Origin of the sequence: Alteromonas sp. ASW11-130 (assembly GCF_026183735.1) — a bacterium.
Lineage (GTDB): Bacteria > Pseudomonadota > Gammaproteobacteria > Enterobacterales > Alteromonadaceae > Alteromonas.
In genome coordinates, this window is the sequence record NZ_JAPFRE010000020.1 from 1 (window position 1) to 15,407 (window position 15,407).

A 15,407-nucleotide genomic window follows, 5' to 3' on the forward strand; every position below is an offset into this window, starting at 1 on the left:
ATGTATGGACTCTTAGTAAAAGTTTAGGCACTTATTACGTTACTCCCCCATGGGGAGGGAGTCCATACATCGGCGAAGGCTGCAATCCCTCAAAACCACCTCAACGTGGCCGTACAGTGCGCGTATTAAGGCTCACCAACGTGTTAAGGAGGTTCCGTCTTTCGAGGGAATGACGATTCCGTGTAAAGCTTCTGTCGCAGGACGGAATGACGATTCTGCGTAAAGCTTCAGTCGTAGGTCTTAAGGACGAATGGAGGGAAGCCGCGCTTCTACTGCGTTACGGCGTAACGGAATAACGACTTTTCAAATGATAATTAGCTTCCTTCTAGCAGAAAACGTTCAGCTCGCTCCACTCTTCTCGGTTTCCCTGCAATAATTAGTACGTCTCCTTTCTGCAGCACCGCAGACTCGTCAGGATCCGTCGCCTCTTTCCCTTCTCGTCGCAATCCCCGGACATTAATTCTTAAGCGAGCCAAATCCAGTTCTTTTAATGACTTACCCAAACAGGACGCATGTTCGTTTAAAACAATAGCGTGGATAAACTCTAGTTTATCTTCTGTGCCATAAGAGATTTCTGTGGTTTCACCAGGATAAAAACCATGCAAATGGTCATAGCGTCCCTTTCTTTCCGCTCTAACTCTTTTAAGAATACGTGACATCGGAACGCCTGCATAATGCAGTACCTGAGAAATCAACATCAAGCTGCCTTCCTGCATTTCAGGCACCACATGTGATGCACCGGCTTGGTAGAGTGAGTCTAATTGATAGTCACGCTTTATTCTAACCATCACTTCAATCTTGGGGTTTAACTTTTTCGCAGCGTCTATTAATAAAATGGCTTTATCTGGTAAGTCGAATGTTACTAAAACGAGTTTAGCTTGCTTCAAGCCAGCCCCTGTCAAGATGTCTTTTTGACAGGCGTCTCCAAACATGACTGGCTCTCCCGCATTGCTGCTTTCGTGCACCCGTACAGGGTCAATATCAACGGCAATAAAAGGAATGGCTTCCATCTTAAGTAACCTTGCGACAGACTGACCTACTCGCCCAAATCCCGCGATGATTACATGGTTGTTTATTCCTTCGCTTGAGAACTTTTCCGGGTCAAAAGAATCAATATAATCAGGCGTCCCAACTAATCTCTGCGCAAGGTTTCGACTGTGATTGATTAGCCACGGAGTAATTGCCATACTGACTACGCCCATACTGATCAGAATCGAAGAAAGTTGGGGTGAGAATACACCTTCAGTGGCGGCTAAAGCGGCTATAACGAAACTAAATTCGCCGATTTGACAAAGCTTGATACCCGCCGCCCAACCATCTAGGGGGTCGCAATGGAATAATCGCGTAGCTAAACGTACTAACAGAATTTTCACTATCATCAGAGCGAGAACGCCCGGAACAATCCACACCCCATGTTTTGCCAAAGCAGATAAGTCCAACTGCATTCCCACAGTGACAAAAAATAACCCCATTAAGATATCGCGAAACGGACGGATATCTGCTTCCAATTGATATTTATATTGGCTCTCACCGAGCATCATACCTGCTAAAAACGCCCCTAAAGCCATAGACAATCCAAAAGCGTAAGTGAGGCCGGCGGCTAATAATGCGACTAGTATAGTTGTTAGTACAAATAACTCATCTGTTCTACTGCGCGCCACTTCGCGAAAAATCCAGGGTAAAATCCATTTACCAATTGATAGCAGTAACGCGACTACAAATACGCCTTTCAATAATGCTTGCAGAAGCACCGCTGTAAAACTCACGTGCTCGGCAGAGGCCATGATAGGAATAGCAATTAAAAATGGTACGACCGCTAAATCCTGGAATAACAAAATACTTATTGCTAATTGAGTACGCCGATTATTGAGGATTCCTAATTCAGTTACCTGTTTAATAACGATAGCGGTTGAGCTAAGTGCGAACATCCCTCCAATTATTAATGCGATGGGTACACTGAAATCAAAGAACAGCAAAACCAGCGAAAATACCAGCATGGTCAATAACATCTGAACAAGACCCACACCAAACACCAGGTTGCGCATAGCCAGCAATTTAGGGAGCGAGAACTCTAATCCAAGGGAAAAAAGTAAAAAAACAATACCTATCTCAGCTAACAAATGCATATCTTCAGGATAGGGAAAGAGTGAAACAAACTCAGGACCCGCAATGAGTCCAGCAAACAGATAGGCAAGAATTGGGGGAAGATGAATGCGCCTGAAAAATGCCACGCACAATACAGCAAGAACCATCAACAAAACGACTTGTACAAAAATATCGCCCAATACATCACTCCCTTCGTTGAATAGCAGGCATAGTTTTTGCCTATACTTAAATACGCAGTTGCTGAGGCCCCAAAATCGTCAGAAAGTTGTCGATTGCGTTATCACGTTATCGTCAACGCAAACCTCAGTATTTATTAGATATATATTCAGGAGCCTAGCCATGGATTATTCCAATACTATCTACGATAGCACAGGTCAGGACAACTTTGTTTCGCTAGCACAAGCAAGTTCAACGTATTCTACATATCATCTGAATACATTTATGAAACAGTTACTATCTACCATTGATGTAGATACGCTTGGCTCCATCTACTTTCGTCAGTTAAGTATGGCCTTACCTTTAGCAAAGATCGACTTAACTTCAATCCAGCCTAATTTATGCTTCGGAAGTGAAAGTATTTGCGCCCCCCGCATAGTCACTTTACCCTTTGTGGATATTGCTGGTGGGTTAGGTACTCAGAACTTGTTTGCGAGCTACAGCTTTTATGAAGACCCTGATCGTCAAGAACGCAATACGCTAGCAACTATGCATCAGATCTTTACTCAACAGCTCCAGCATGCACTTGAGTTCAAACGCCTTAAGCTAATTACAACCAAAGATGCGTTAACAGGCTTAGGCAATCGAGCGGGCTTTGATGAAGCATGCAAACGTCTTTCCAGCCGTTGCCGTCGTCATCAAGAGCAATTCGCTTTGTTGGTTATCGACTTGGATAATTTTAAGTTGGTGAATGACAATCATGGTCATCAAGAGGGTGACCGGGTATTACAGGAAGTCGCAACGCATATAAAGTTGGCGCTGCGGCATTCAGACGAGGCATTCAGGTTTGGGGGCGACGAGTTCTGTTGTTTACTAGACTGCGAGACTTCCGCCGACTTATTAGCCGTTGCTAACCGCCTGCATCAGCTGGTAAATAATTGTGCGTTTATGCAAATGCGAGGTATTTCTTGTAGTATCGGTGGTGCAATATTCCATCCTGAAGAAGAGGTAGACAGCGTATTTAAAAGAGCTGATGATGCGCTTTACCGGGTAAAAAGAACAGGTAAAAATGCTTACCTTGCCGCGTAATCGGCAAAGATTTTCCTTTAATTGTAGCTAAATTCTAATAAGGGAACGGTAGGTGGCGTCTGAAGTGCCACAATTTGATTGTGCAAACATACCGCGACGGGTGAATCGTTGTAAAATACCAGCGGCACCTGAATTCGCTCCCAAGGAGGCACCTCCCACTCCTTTAGCCACTCTTTGAATAGTTTGCTGTGCAATTTTCCTACAGGCCTTAGTTTAATGGAAGGCAAACCTGTTACCAACGACAAACTTCCTCGATCCCATTGTGCATCCTTTGCAACGTCGACATTTAGCCTTTTCCCCCATACGGGTAAAGTCACGCCCGTATCTGGAATAGGTAAATGTTCAGGTAAATGTTCAAATCGGTTGATACACCACAGTTTTCCTTTAAACCGTCTAACCGAATACTCTCCAATTCCCACTAATGGCTGGCTTCCTTCTTTAGCAATCAACATTTTTTGGATTTGCAATAGTACCGATGATGAAGGGGATAAGGGGAAAAACTGTCGAAGCCATTCCCGTAAAATCTGTTTCTGCCATAATTCACTGTGGTCAAGCAAGAGGGCCACATCCAGTTTATTCTCGGCATCCTGCAATGATAGAAGTTTTTCTTTTGATACCTGTTCTAATAACTGCGCCTGTTCATTGCAAAATTGAGCACTGCGCGAAATAGCTCTAGAAACAGCCGGCCACCTGGCCTCCATAAGTGGTATTATTTGCCGACGCAAGAAGTTACGATCGAACCGCTCATCTATATTTGACTCATCCTCTACCCAACTCAATTTACTGGTAATTGCGTATTGATTGATGGCTTCTTGGCTAACATCGAGCATGGGCCGTATTATCGGCACCTCATTGCGAAAGCTTACCGCCTGCATGCTTCCCAGGCCCTTTGGCCCTGCCCCTCGCTTAAGCTGCAGCAGCATGGTTTCCACTTGGTCATGTAAATGATGAGCAGTGACTAATACCCCGTTTTTTCGTTTCGTAAATTCTAGTAAACGTGTATACCGTAGTTCTCGAGCTTGAGCTTCGAGGCTGATTCGCGGTTTTGATTGAAGGGTAACCGTCGCTGACTCAAATGGAATATTGCGGTGGGCGCATAAAATAGAGCAATGGTGCATCCAATCGTCTGCCTCCGAACTCAGACCATGGTTAACATGGAAGGCATAGAGAGAAGGTAGTTTATAAGGGTTGTCCTCTTCCGAGCCCGCTATACGATAAAGGATATCCAGTAGCACTACTGAATCCTTACCGCCACTTAACGCCACCACTAAGGTTTGCGCAGGAACTGGCTGGGATTGCAGGGTAGATAATGCATGTTGAAGTTCGGCCAGTACAGTAGCGCGAATGTTATCCAAATGTTCCTCCAGCCCTGCTAACTGATGGCTACTCCTAACAGTAGCCGAATGACATTAAACGCTGGTAACGCTCTTCCATCAATGTAGACGTATCTAAGCTCATTAACTGGCTTAGCTGTTGTTTAAGCGTCGCCTTCAAATTGGCCGCCATGCCGTCGTGGTCTCGATGTGCACCGCCTAGAGGTTCCTCCACTATTGCATTGATTAATCCTAATTCTTTAATTTTAGGAGCACTTACACCCATCGCTTCAGCAGCTAATGGTGCTTTTTCAGCACTTTTCCACAAAATAGAAGCACAGCCTTCGGGCGAGATAACTGAGTAGGTTGAGTACTGTAGCATATTGACTCTATCTCCCACGCCAATTGCTAATGCGCCTCCCGAACCACCTTCACCTATTACGGTACAAATAATAGGTACTTGCAATTCGGCCATTTCAAACAAGTTTCGTGCGATGGCTTCACTTTGTCCGCGTTCTTCGGCCCCCACACCCGGATACGCTCCTGGGGTATCGATAAGTGTAATAATGGGTAGTTTAAAGCGTTCTGCCATCTTCATTAAACGCAATGCCTTACGATACCCTTCCGGCTTTGGCATACCAAAATTACGCTTAATCTTCTCGGTGGTATCACGCCCTTTTTGATGACCAATTACCATTACCGGCTGCTCGTCCAACATCGCTAAGCCGCCGACAATTGCTTTATCGTCGGCATAGGCTCGATCACCTGCTAACTCATCAAAGTCTTCAAAGACTTTATTTAAGTAATCAAGGGTATACGGGCGCATAGGATGGCGTGCCACCTGTGATATCTGCCAGGCGCCCAAATCAGCAAAAATCTTTTTAGTTAGTTCAGCACTTTTACTGCGCAGGCGATTGATTTCTTCTTCAATGCCAATATCGAACTCACCGCCCTGATTGACCAGCCTTAACTCTTCTATTTTTGCTTCTAATTCTGCAATAGGCTGTTCAAAATCTAAAAACTGTATACTCATTCTGTACCCTTTTTTACTACCCTGAAATCAGTCTTAATGATATTTAAGCGCTACGGACTCATCACCCAAACATTGCTTAAGATCATGCAATAGCTGATCTTCAGGTGTTACATACCATTGTGCACCACACGCCACTGTCGCCTCTGCATCCACATGGATGATATCTAACTGAACTGGACAACTGCCGCCTTTAAAAGGCTGCAACACTTTTTCTAAAGCAACTACACGGTCATTATGCCAATGCTGCAAATCAATTTTTAATGATAACGCCCGTGCGTGTTGCTCACGAGCTTGAATAATATCCATCACATCTCGGGCGGTGATTGTATTGCCGCCAGAGAAATCATCAAAGCTGACCTGTCCTTTTATCAGCAAAATCCTGTCGGTTTCCAGAAGACTTTCAAATTGTTCGTATACGTCTGGAAAAAATCTTACGTCCATTCTGGCACTTTTATCGTCCAGTGTGACAATAGCCCAGCGTCGACCTCTCTTATTCGTCATAACTCTGACGCCTAAAACCAAACCGACTAAGCTTGCCATCTGATCTTTTCCGGTCGGCTTGGCATCAACCAGCCGCCCATCAGCATAGTGGCGTATCTCATCCGCATATTGGTTGATTGGATGCCCGGTTAAATATAGCCCAAGTGTATCTTTTTCACCTTCTAACCAGACCTTTTCCGGCCAGTGAGGGACATCAGCAAATGCCTGTGCCACTTGTTCTGGCTCTGTGGTTAATAAGCCAAACATATCAGATTGACCATAGGACTCAGCTTTAGCATGTTGATCCGCCGCAGCAATAGCTTCTGGTAAAGAAGCCATAATCGCGGCACGATGAGGGCCTAGATTATCCATTGCACCGGCTAGAACTAATTTCTCAAGTACGCGCTTATTAACCCGTTTGATATCCACTTTAGCACAAAAATCAAACAAGTCAGTAAACTTACCGTGAGTTTCTCGGGCTTCAATAATAGCTTCGATAGGACCTTCGCCTACCCCTTTAATCGCGCCGATCCCATACACAATGTCACCGTCTTCATTAACCGTAAATTTATATAAGCCAGCATTAAGATCTGGGGGCAGGATTTTTAAGCCCATGCGGTTAACTTCGTCAACCAATGTCACAATTTTGTCCGTATTGTCCATGTCAGCAGACATAACAGCAGCCATAAACTCAGCGGGGTAATGTGCTTTGAGCCATAGCGTCTGATAAGAAACCAACGCATACGCCGCAGAGTGCGACTTATTAAAGCCATAACCGGCGAATTTTTCTACCAGATCGAAAATTTTCATCGCAAGATCGGGATCAATCTGATTGTTTGCTGAGCCTTCAGCAAAGACTGCCCGCTGTTTGGCCATTTCCTCGGGCTTTTTCTTACCCATTGCCCGGCGAAGCAAGTCAGCGCCACCTAAGGAATAGCCTGCCATTTCCTGAGCAATCTGCATTACCTGTTCTTGGTACAAGATAATGCCATAAGTAGGGTTTAATATTTCTTTAAGACATTCATGCTGATATTCAGCATCAGGATAAGAGATTTCTTCACGACCATGCTTACGATCGATAAAATTGTCTACCATGCCTGATTGAAGTGGCCCAGGTCTAAACAGGGCAACAAGCGCGATAATGTCTTCGAAACAGTCGGGCTTGAGACGTTTGATAAGTTCTTTCATTCCACGCGATTCAAGCTGAAACACCGCTGTGGTTTCTGCGTTTTGCAACATTTTAAAGCTGCGTTTGTCTACCAGCGGAATCGCCGTTATATCAATCTCTGTTCCTTTACCCGCGGCAATCATATCGATAGCCCACTGAATGATGGTAAGGGTGCGTAAACCAAGAAAATCGAATTTTACTAATCCCGCTGTTTCAACATCATTTTTGTCGAACTGAGTAACGGGATTGTTGCCTTCATCATCGCAGTATAAAGGTGCAAAGTCGGTTATTGTGGTAGGCGCAATAACCACCCCCCCAGCGTGCTTACCAGCGTTTCGGGTAACACCCTCGAGAATACGAGCCATATCGATAAGGTCTTTTACTTCCTCATCATCCGCATACAATTCAGGTAATCTTGGCTCGACTTCAAACGCTTTTTTTAGCGTCATGCCTGGGTCAGAAGGAATAAGTTTAGAAATTCTATCTACAAAGCCATAAGGATGCCCAAGCACACGCCCAACGTCACGCACCACTGCTTTTGCTGCCATGGTACCGAAGGTAATAATTTGCGAAACCGCTTGCCTCCCATATAGGTCTGCCACGTGGTCGATGACTTCGTCGCGCCGGTCCATACAAAAATCGACGTCGAAATCAGGCATGGATACCCGTTCTGGGTTTAGAAATCGTTCGAAGAGAAGATCGAATTCCAAAGGATCCAAGTCTGTTATGCTCAATGCATAGGCTACCAGGGACCCTGCACCTGAACCACGTCCAGGACCAACTGGGATTCCGTTGTCTTTACTCCATTGAATAAATTCCATTACGATCAGGAAGTAACCGGGAAAACCCATTTGGTTGATAACATCTAATTCTATCTTAAGACGCTCATCATATTCGCCACGCTTAGCGGCCCGTTCTTCTTCGTTCGGAAATAAAAATTGCAGTCGTTCTTCCAACCCTTCCTCGGATTTTTTTACCAAAAAATCTTCGGTAGTCATCCCCCCAGTAGGAAATTGCGGAAGGAAGTATTCGCCCAATCTAACTGTGACATTACAACGCTTCGCAATCTCTACTGTATTCACGATGGCTTCGGGAATATCAGAAAAAAGATCGACCATTTCTTCTGTGCTGCGTAGATATTGTTGCTCGCTGTAATTTTTAGGTCTGCGATTATCGTCCAGCGTAAACCCATCATGAATGCATACGCGAATCTCATGGGCTTCAAAGCCTTCAGGCTCTATAAAACAGACTTCGTTTGTTGCAACTACCGGTAAACCATTTTTATCGGCTAACTCAACCGCCCGGTGTAGGTAGTCTTCTTCACCACCTCTCCCAGTTCGAATCAGTTCCAGATAGAATCGGTCAGGGAAGTGGGTTTGATAAAAATTAAGTGACTGCGTCAGCAACTTATTATTGTTTTTTGTTAACCCGACGCCCACGTCACCTCGGGAGGCGCCTGAAAGCACAATTACACCTTCAGCATGTTCAGCCAGCCATGCCTGGTCAATGGCAGGTCGATGGCAAACGTACCCTCTTGAATACGCTTTGGAAATAAGAAGGGTTATATTTTTATACCCTTCATTATTCATTGCTAATAGCGTTAAACGGAAAGGTTCTTTTGAAAACTCTTCATTGACCACCCAAAAGTCAGCACCAATTATTGGTTTTATTCCCCGTGCGTGAGCTTCGGAATAATATTTTACTAAACCGCACATATTCATTTGGTCGGTTATAGCAACGGCAGGCATGTTCAAATCAGATACTTTCTCAAGAATAGGTTTAACTTTGTTAAGCCCATCCATCATAGAGAAGTCGCTGTGTACACGCAGATGAATAAATGGAGATGTCATAGATTAACTCTTACTTCGCAATAAATGCACAAAGATGTGCCTGCACGGGTCTAAAGCTCTTTCTATGTAAGGGTAACACGCCATGTTCTGCTAGTGCAGCAAAATGCGCTTTGGTAGGATAGCCTTTGTGCCCATCGAAGCCGTATTGTGGATATTGCTTGTGTAGAACGAGCATATCATGATCTCTTTCTACCTTTGCCAGAATAGAAGCGGCCGAGATTTCTGCATGCAAACTATCCCCTTTTACAACAGCTTCGGCAGCATAGGACCAATCTGGAATGCGGTTGCCATCCACTCTTACAAATTCGGGCTTGATTATCAGATTATCAACAGCCCGCTTCATTGCCAGCATAGTTGCATGTAAGATATTAAGGGAATCGATTTCGTCTGGGCTCGCTCTGCCAATTGACCATGCTAAGGCATGCTGCTTAATCAGTACCGACAATGCTTCCCTTTTTTTAGCCGATAACTTTTTTGAATCGGTCAACCCTTCCAGGGGTTTTGACGGATCAAGAATGACTGCGGCGGTTACTACATCGCCAATTAGTGGTCCACGCCCGACTTCGTCTACGCCCGCGATCAGCTTATTCATAAATAACCTCAGCCACCGCTTTTGCAGCTTGCTTATCAGCATCTTGCTTCAGCATGCGGTGTAAATCAGTAAACTTTTCTATTAGTTGTCGATTATCTTGCTTTAAAAAGTGCAATAGATAGCGCGCCATATTGTTGGGGTTAACTTCACCCTGTAGTAGCTCAGGAATGATACGTTCATCCGCGAGTAGATTCGGTAAACTGAAATACTTTGCTTTATAAATACGTTGCATAATACGATAGGTCAAGGGCGCTAATTTATAGGCTGCCACCATTGGACGCTTACATAGCATCGCTTCTAGTGTAGCGGTACCAGAAGCCAGTAGAATCGCATCGCTGGCAATCATCACCTCTCTGGCTTGACCTTTTCGTAAGTAAATCGATTTACCTAGTAAATCAGGCACGTTAGTGCGCAAATATTCGTCTATTTGCTCATAACGTCGGTGATTTACAGCAGGAATATAAAACACCGCATCGGGTAAGTTGATCAGAACTTTTTTTATGGTCTGTGTGAAGCTAGGAAGCAACGTCTTGACTTCGCCGCCTCTTGACCCCGGCAACACTGCAATCATGGTTGTGTCAGAGTCAATTTGAAGTGCTTCACGTGCCACGATTTGGTCAGGCTCAAAAGGTATAATGTCAGCCATAGTATGGCCTACATAGGAATAAGGTACCTTATAGCGATCGTACACTATATGTTCAAAAGGAAACAAACCAAGCACGAGATTTGTGGCTTTCGCGATTTTATGAATGCGTTTTTCCCGCCAGGCCCACACCGTCGGACTAACATAGTGAACCGTTTTAATCCCGCGGCGCTTTAATTCCGCTTCCACTCGCAAATTAAAATCTGGTGCATCTACCCCAATATAAACATCTGGGGGATTAGCGGTAAAATGTTCTATCAGTTTATTTTTAATTTTGAGAATGGAAGGCAAATGAGTTAATACCTCCACTAGGCCCATTACTGAGAGTGATTCCATATCGAATAAGGACTCGCAGCCCTGGGCTTGCATGTTTTCACCGCCGATACCTTCAATAACAGCATTGGGGAAAAGTAATTTAAGTTCGCGGATAAGGCCGGCTGCCAACACATCGCCAGACGGTTCACCAGCAACAATGCCAATACGGACAGGTTTTGTAGTCATGTGTAGTTAACGAATAATGCCGCGATCACTTTTCTCGATAAATGAAGTGAGCGTTTCAAGTTCAGATTGGCTTTGCGCACTTTCTTTAATAATGGACAAAGCTTCGGCGAGTGTATTGTTCTTTCTATAAAGGGCTTTATAAGCCCGCTTGATAGCCAGGATCGCGTCGCTTGAAAATCCACGTCGGCGCAAACCTTCTGAATTAATCCCTTGCGGTACAGCTTGGTGCCCTACCATTACATAAGGTGGAATATCACGAAGAATGATTGCGCCCGCCCCTACAAATGCATGGGCTCCCACTTTACAGAATTGATGAATACCGCAAGCGCCTCCCAAAATTGCGAAGTCACCTATGTGAACATGACCGGCAACAGCAACATTATTAGCAATAATAATATTGTCGCCTAACACACAGTCATGAGCAATGTGGGCGTTAACCATTATAAGGTTGTTAGTGCCTATCTGGGTGAGGCTTTTATCCTGAACAGTGCCGCGATGAACTGTGCAACCTTCCCTAAAAATATTGTTATCCCCAATCACCAATTTGGTTGGCTCTCCGGCATACTTTTTATCCTGGCAATCTTCACCAATAGATGAAAATTGATAGAAATGATTATTTTGACCAATGGTAGTTTCACCTTTCACTACCACGTGGGATTCTAATATACACCCGTCCCCTATACTGACGTTATCGCCCACAACAGAAAAAGGACCAATTTTAACATTCTGACCAATGGTCGCTTTATCTGAAATGACAGCGGTTTTATGGATCACGTTATTTCATCTCTCTCATTGCACACATAAATTCAGCGATACAGGCATTTTCGCCGTTCACACTCGCCTTGCCCCTGAATTTCCATATACCCCGTTTCTCTTTAACTAATTCCACATCGAAATCCAGGCGGTCTCCTGGTACGACCGGCCGTTTAAAACGTGCGTTATCGATTCCGGCATAAAGATAAAGCTTGTCGCTTTTTCCCATAGTTTTAAACCCTAAAACGCCCGCCGCCTGAGCCATGGCTTCGAGAATTAATACCCCAGGGAAAATGGGTTGCCCCGGAAAATGCCCAGTAAAGCAGGGTTCATTAAAGGTTATATTTTTAAATGCCTTGATCGACTCACCGGCAACGTAATCGGTTACTCGGTCAACTAGCAAAAAAGGGTATCGATGAGGTAAGAGATCGAGAATTTCCTGAATGTCGATCATATTGAGTGAATTGGCCAAACGTTTCTCCTATGCCACACCCTACTTCAACCCATATGGTGAAGCAGATTGCCGTAAATATAATAAGCGCGGCAACCATACGCTTTTCATCAGTAAAAACAAATCAGACCAACAGCTTTAATGTTGGCCCGACTGAATAAAGCATAACAAATTTTTACTAACGAGTTAAATTAATTGGCTTTCTTAACTTGTTCTAATACTTTGTCTGATAAATCGTGTTGTTCCTTTGCATACGCAACAGCGCCAGAGGAAAGAACTAAATCATAGTCACTTTTTGCCGCTACGGTATCGATTGCCTGTTTGATAAGTGCAAGCATTTTATTACGTTCTTCGTTCTGACGGCGTTGGATGTTTTGTTGAAGAGGTTGGCCCTTTTCAGCAAGTTTTTCACGAACACCCATGATTTTGTCCTGTAGCTCTTTCTTTTCTTGTTCGCTCATGGTTGCAGCATCGCGCTGCAAGCGCTCAGCGAAAAACTGACCATCTTTTTGAAGTTGGCTCACTTCATCAATTTGATCTTTGAATTCGATTTGGATGTTATTTGCGATTTCAGCAGCCTGAGGCATTGCTTGAAACACACCTTGCACATCTACTACACCAATTTTTTGCTCAGCCATGGCGGACGTACTTACAAGCGCACTACCAAACATCGCTGTCGCTACGATATGTTTTGCCAACTGTTTCAAAAGGAACTCCTTTATATATGTTTTTATATATGTTTTACCGGTTATTGACCGAGAAAATTAAAATGTTTGTCCAATATTAAATGTAAAGAATTTCGCATCATCTCCGTCACGCTCTTTAAGCGCCCTAGAGAAACTAAACACCATAGGCCCCATGGGCGAGATCCATTGTACCGAAATTCCAGCAGAACTACGATACAGCTTCCAATCTGAATAGTCTAATAAACCTCCATCCTCTGCATTTCTTTGAGTCAGGTTTTTATATTCATCATAGTCAAACTCTGTATCCCAGACGTTGCCCACATCTACAAATAAACTCGTGCGAACAGAGTTATTAAAGTCTTCTTCGACGAACGGTGTCGGCACGATGAGTTCCACCCCACCTAACGCCATCGCGTTACCACCTAAACTTCGTCTGGAAATAGTAATATTGTCAGAAAGCGGATCACCGGGATAAGGCGTACCATCAGGGCCTACATTGGCAATTGGTGATGAACGACTGATACCTCTTGGCCCGATGGTGTTATTCTCAAAACCGCGGAGTGTTTCTGATCCACCTGCCGTAAAGTTTTGGGTAAAAGGCAACACTTGCTCATTGCCATTAATAACATCGTAGCCATTACCATATCCTAGTCTTAACCGCGTCAAAATAGACCACTTTTGATTGCGACTTAATGGGAAATAGAACTTGGTGTCGAAAATAGATTTAAAGTAATTTACATCTGAGTCCGGCGTAGTAATGGAGAATGATGCCTGCTGAGACGAGCCTGCCGTAGGGAATAGTCCTCTATTAAGAGTATTCCTGCTCCAACTTACACTGGCCAAAATACTGTCATAGTTAATTGGTGCATCGGGGTCGCCCTCGGCTGTAAATTGGCTATAAAACTTCTCAGTTTGCTCATAAAAACTTCGGTTAAATAGCTCAACATCGGAATAAGTCAAACCGAAATTAATGCGGTTGAATTCGTTTATAGGATAACCAACATTTGCTCCGATAGACCATTGCTTGGAGTTATATTGAATAACGTTGAAGTCAGAACCATCAAATTCACTATAACTTAAACTTCCACCGAGACTAATTCCATCAATAGTGAAATAGGGGTCATTATAGGTCAGTTGAGCCGAACGTTGATATGAGACTGTATTAATATTAAAACCTAATCGCTTACCCGTTCCCAAGAAATTATCTTGCTGAATACCCGCTTGCAAACTTAGTTTCGTACGGTCACCGTAACCTATACCCGCGGTGAAAGATCCTGAAGGCTGTTCTTTAACATTGAAGTTGACATCAACCATATCGTCCTGACCAGGTAACCGAATAGTCTCAAATTCAACTTCTTCCATATAGGTCAGTCGAGACAACGCGTTCTTAGATGATTCTAAGGTGGCGTTTGACAGCCACGTCCCCTCCATTTGAACGACACTTTGTCTTAGTACTTTATCAGAGGTAACCGAATTTCCGTTGAAATTAATTCGTCTTACATAAATCCGTTTTCCAGGGTCCACTGACAAGCTTAATTTAACCGTTTTGTCTTCATCATTTATTTCAGGAACCGTAGTAACGGTTGGATAAGCATATCCAAATCGGCCCAGATATTTACTGATGAATTCTTCTGCGTAAGTGACTTCAGCTTGGTTGTAAAGCTCGCCCGCGGTCAAAGGTAGAACTTGCATGACATACTCTTCATAACCAAGCACATCTCCAACCAGTTCTACATCAGATATTGTGTACTGTTCTCCCTCAGAAACATTCAACGTTACGTAAATACCATCTTTTTCTGGCGTCATCGAAACTTGCGTTGAATCGACATTGAATCTGAGGTAACCGCGGTCAAGATAATGGTTTCTTAACGACTCCATATCGCCTTGCAACGTCTGTTGCTGATATCGCGTTTCTGACAAAAAGTCCCACCAAGGAGTATCAAACTGAAGCTCCCAATTATCCAACAACTCCGCGTCTGAAAATATCGTGTTACCAACAACATTTATTTGTTGAATTTCGGCGGCATCACCTTCTTCAAATGAGAACTTTAAATCCACACGATTTCTGGGAAGAGGGGTGACAATTGCATTCACCTCAGCATTATATTTACCAATACTGTAGAAGAAATCCTTGAGGCCATTTTCAATAGAAATTAAAACCGTTTTATCCAACGGTTCGCCTATACGGATACCATTGCCATCCAGGCTTTCCTGCAATTGTTCATCTTTTATATCGTCGTTGCCATCAAAGGTAATAGTACTGATTGTCGGTCTTTCTGAAACACGAACAATCAGCGTGTTGCCATCTCTGGAAACGGTAATCCGTTCAAAATGAGTGGACGAGTACAAAGAGCGAATAAGCTGTGTTACTCGAAAGTCATTCAATTGATCCCCAACTTGGATCGGCATATAGGTAAGTGCAGCGCCCAAAGCTACACGTTGTAATCCTTCCACTCGGATATCTTCGACAACGAATTCACTGTTAGTTGTCTGGGCGTTGGCAAAGCTAGCACTGGATAGAACGATTCCGGCTGCTACTAACTGTTTTAACTTCATCTATTTTTATTTTCCTGGCCGCGTTTGCTG

General features: G+C 43.9%; 11 protein-coding genes. 1 reads left to right on the forward strand and 10 read right to left on the reverse strand.

The window, feature by feature from the left end:
* Window positions 1-314 precede the first annotated feature (314 nt).
* On the reverse strand, window positions 315-2,285 hold the full coding sequence (locus tag OPS28_RS07515; protein WP_265608841.1) for a monovalent cation:proton antiporter family protein: 1,971 nt from the start codon (window positions 2,283-2,285) through the stop codon (window positions 315-317).
* A gap of 160 nt (window positions 2,286-2,445) precedes the next feature.
* On the opposite strand from OPS28_RS07515, the gene OPS28_RS07520 reads away from it, so the two are divergent.
* Complete coding sequence (locus OPS28_RS07520) at window positions 2,446-3,351, forward strand: GGDEF domain-containing protein (RefSeq protein WP_265608842.1); 906 nt, start codon at window positions 2,446-2,448, stop codon at window positions 3,349-3,351.
* Between the two features lie 17 nt (window positions 3,352-3,368).
* Here OPS28_RS07520 and tilS read toward each other — a convergent pair whose 3' ends face one another.
* The 9 genes from tilS to bamA form a co-directional block, all read right to left on the reverse strand.
* Window positions 3,369-4,706 (reverse strand): tRNA lysidine(34) synthetase TilS, encoded by a 1,338-nt coding sequence (tilS, locus tag OPS28_RS07525; RefSeq protein WP_265608843.1) that lies wholly within the window; start codon window positions 4,704-4,706, stop codon window positions 3,369-3,371.
* A 34-nt stretch (window positions 4,707-4,740) separates the two neighbouring features.
* On the reverse strand, window positions 4,741-5,697 hold the full coding sequence (gene accA, locus OPS28_RS07530) for an acetyl-CoA carboxylase carboxyl transferase subunit alpha (protein WP_265608844.1): 957 nt from the start codon (window positions 5,695-5,697) through the stop codon (window positions 4,741-4,743).
* 33 nt (window positions 5,698-5,730) lie between these two features.
* On the reverse strand, window positions 5,731-9,195 hold the full coding sequence (gene dnaE, locus OPS28_RS07535; protein ID WP_265608845.1) for a DNA polymerase III subunit alpha: 3,465 nt from the start codon (window positions 9,193-9,195) through the stop codon (window positions 5,731-5,733).
* Between the two features lie 10 nt (window positions 9,196-9,205).
* On the reverse strand, window positions 9,206-9,787 hold the full coding sequence (gene rnhB / locus OPS28_RS07540) for a ribonuclease HII (RefSeq protein ID WP_265608846.1): 582 nt from the start codon (window positions 9,785-9,787) through the stop codon (window positions 9,206-9,208).
* Entirely contained in the window at window positions 9,780-10,931 is a 1,152-nt protein-coding gene (gene lpxB / locus OPS28_RS07545) for a lipid-A-disaccharide synthase (protein ID WP_265608847.1), read from the reverse strand. The genes rnhB and lpxB overlap by 8 nt, the downstream gene beginning before the upstream one ends.
* A gap of 6 nt (window positions 10,932-10,937) precedes the next feature.
* Window positions 10,938-11,705 (reverse strand): acyl-ACP--UDP-N-acetylglucosamine O-acyltransferase, encoded by a 768-nt coding sequence (lpxA, locus tag OPS28_RS07550; RefSeq protein ID WP_265608848.1) that lies wholly within the window; start codon window positions 11,703-11,705, stop codon window positions 10,938-10,940.
* A gap of 1 nt (window position 11,706) precedes the next feature.
* Window positions 11,707-12,156 carry a 3-hydroxyacyl-ACP dehydratase FabZ gene (gene fabZ / locus OPS28_RS07555; protein ID WP_265608849.1) on the reverse strand — a complete coding sequence of 150 codons (450 nt, stop codon included), beginning with the start codon at window positions 12,154-12,156 and terminating at the stop codon, window positions 11,707-11,709.
* A 170-nt stretch (window positions 12,157-12,326) separates the two neighbouring features.
* Window positions 12,327-12,842, reverse strand: a complete 516-nt coding sequence (locus OPS28_RS07560; protein ID WP_265608850.1) for an OmpH family outer membrane protein — start codon at window positions 12,840-12,842, stop codon at window positions 12,327-12,329.
* Window positions 12,843-12,899: 57 nt separating this feature from the next.
* Window positions 12,900-15,377 carry an outer membrane protein assembly factor BamA gene (bamA, locus tag OPS28_RS07565; RefSeq protein ID WP_265608851.1) on the reverse strand — a complete coding sequence of 826 codons (2,478 nt, stop codon included), beginning with the start codon at window positions 15,375-15,377 and terminating at the stop codon, window positions 12,900-12,902.
* Between the last annotated feature and the right edge of the window lie 30 nt (window positions 15,378-15,407).

Excerpts from the sequence above, each read along its gene's own strand:
- lpxB (WP_265608847.1), bottom strand. The coding sequence starts at position 10,931 with ATGACTACAAAACCTGTCCGTATTGGCATTGTTGCTGGTGAACCGTCT.
- dnaE (WP_265608845.1), bottom strand. The coding sequence starts at position 9,195 with ATGACATCTCCATTTATTCATCTGCGTGTACACAGCGACTTCTCTATG.
- rnhB (WP_265608846.1), bottom strand. The coding sequence starts at position 9,787 with ATGAATAAGCTGATCGCGGGCGTAGACGAAGTCGGGCGTGGACCACTA.
- accA (WP_265608844.1), bottom strand. The coding sequence starts at position 5,697 with ATGAGTATACAGTTTTTAGATTTTGAACAGCCTATTGCAGAATTAGAA.
- bamA (WP_265608851.1), bottom strand. The coding sequence starts at position 15,377 with ATGAAGTTAAAACAGTTAGTAGCAGCCGGAATCGTTCTATCCAGTGCT.
- OPS28_RS07520 (WP_265608842.1), top strand. The coding sequence starts at position 2,446 with ATGGATTATTCCAATACTATCTACGATAGCACAGGTCAGGACAACTTT.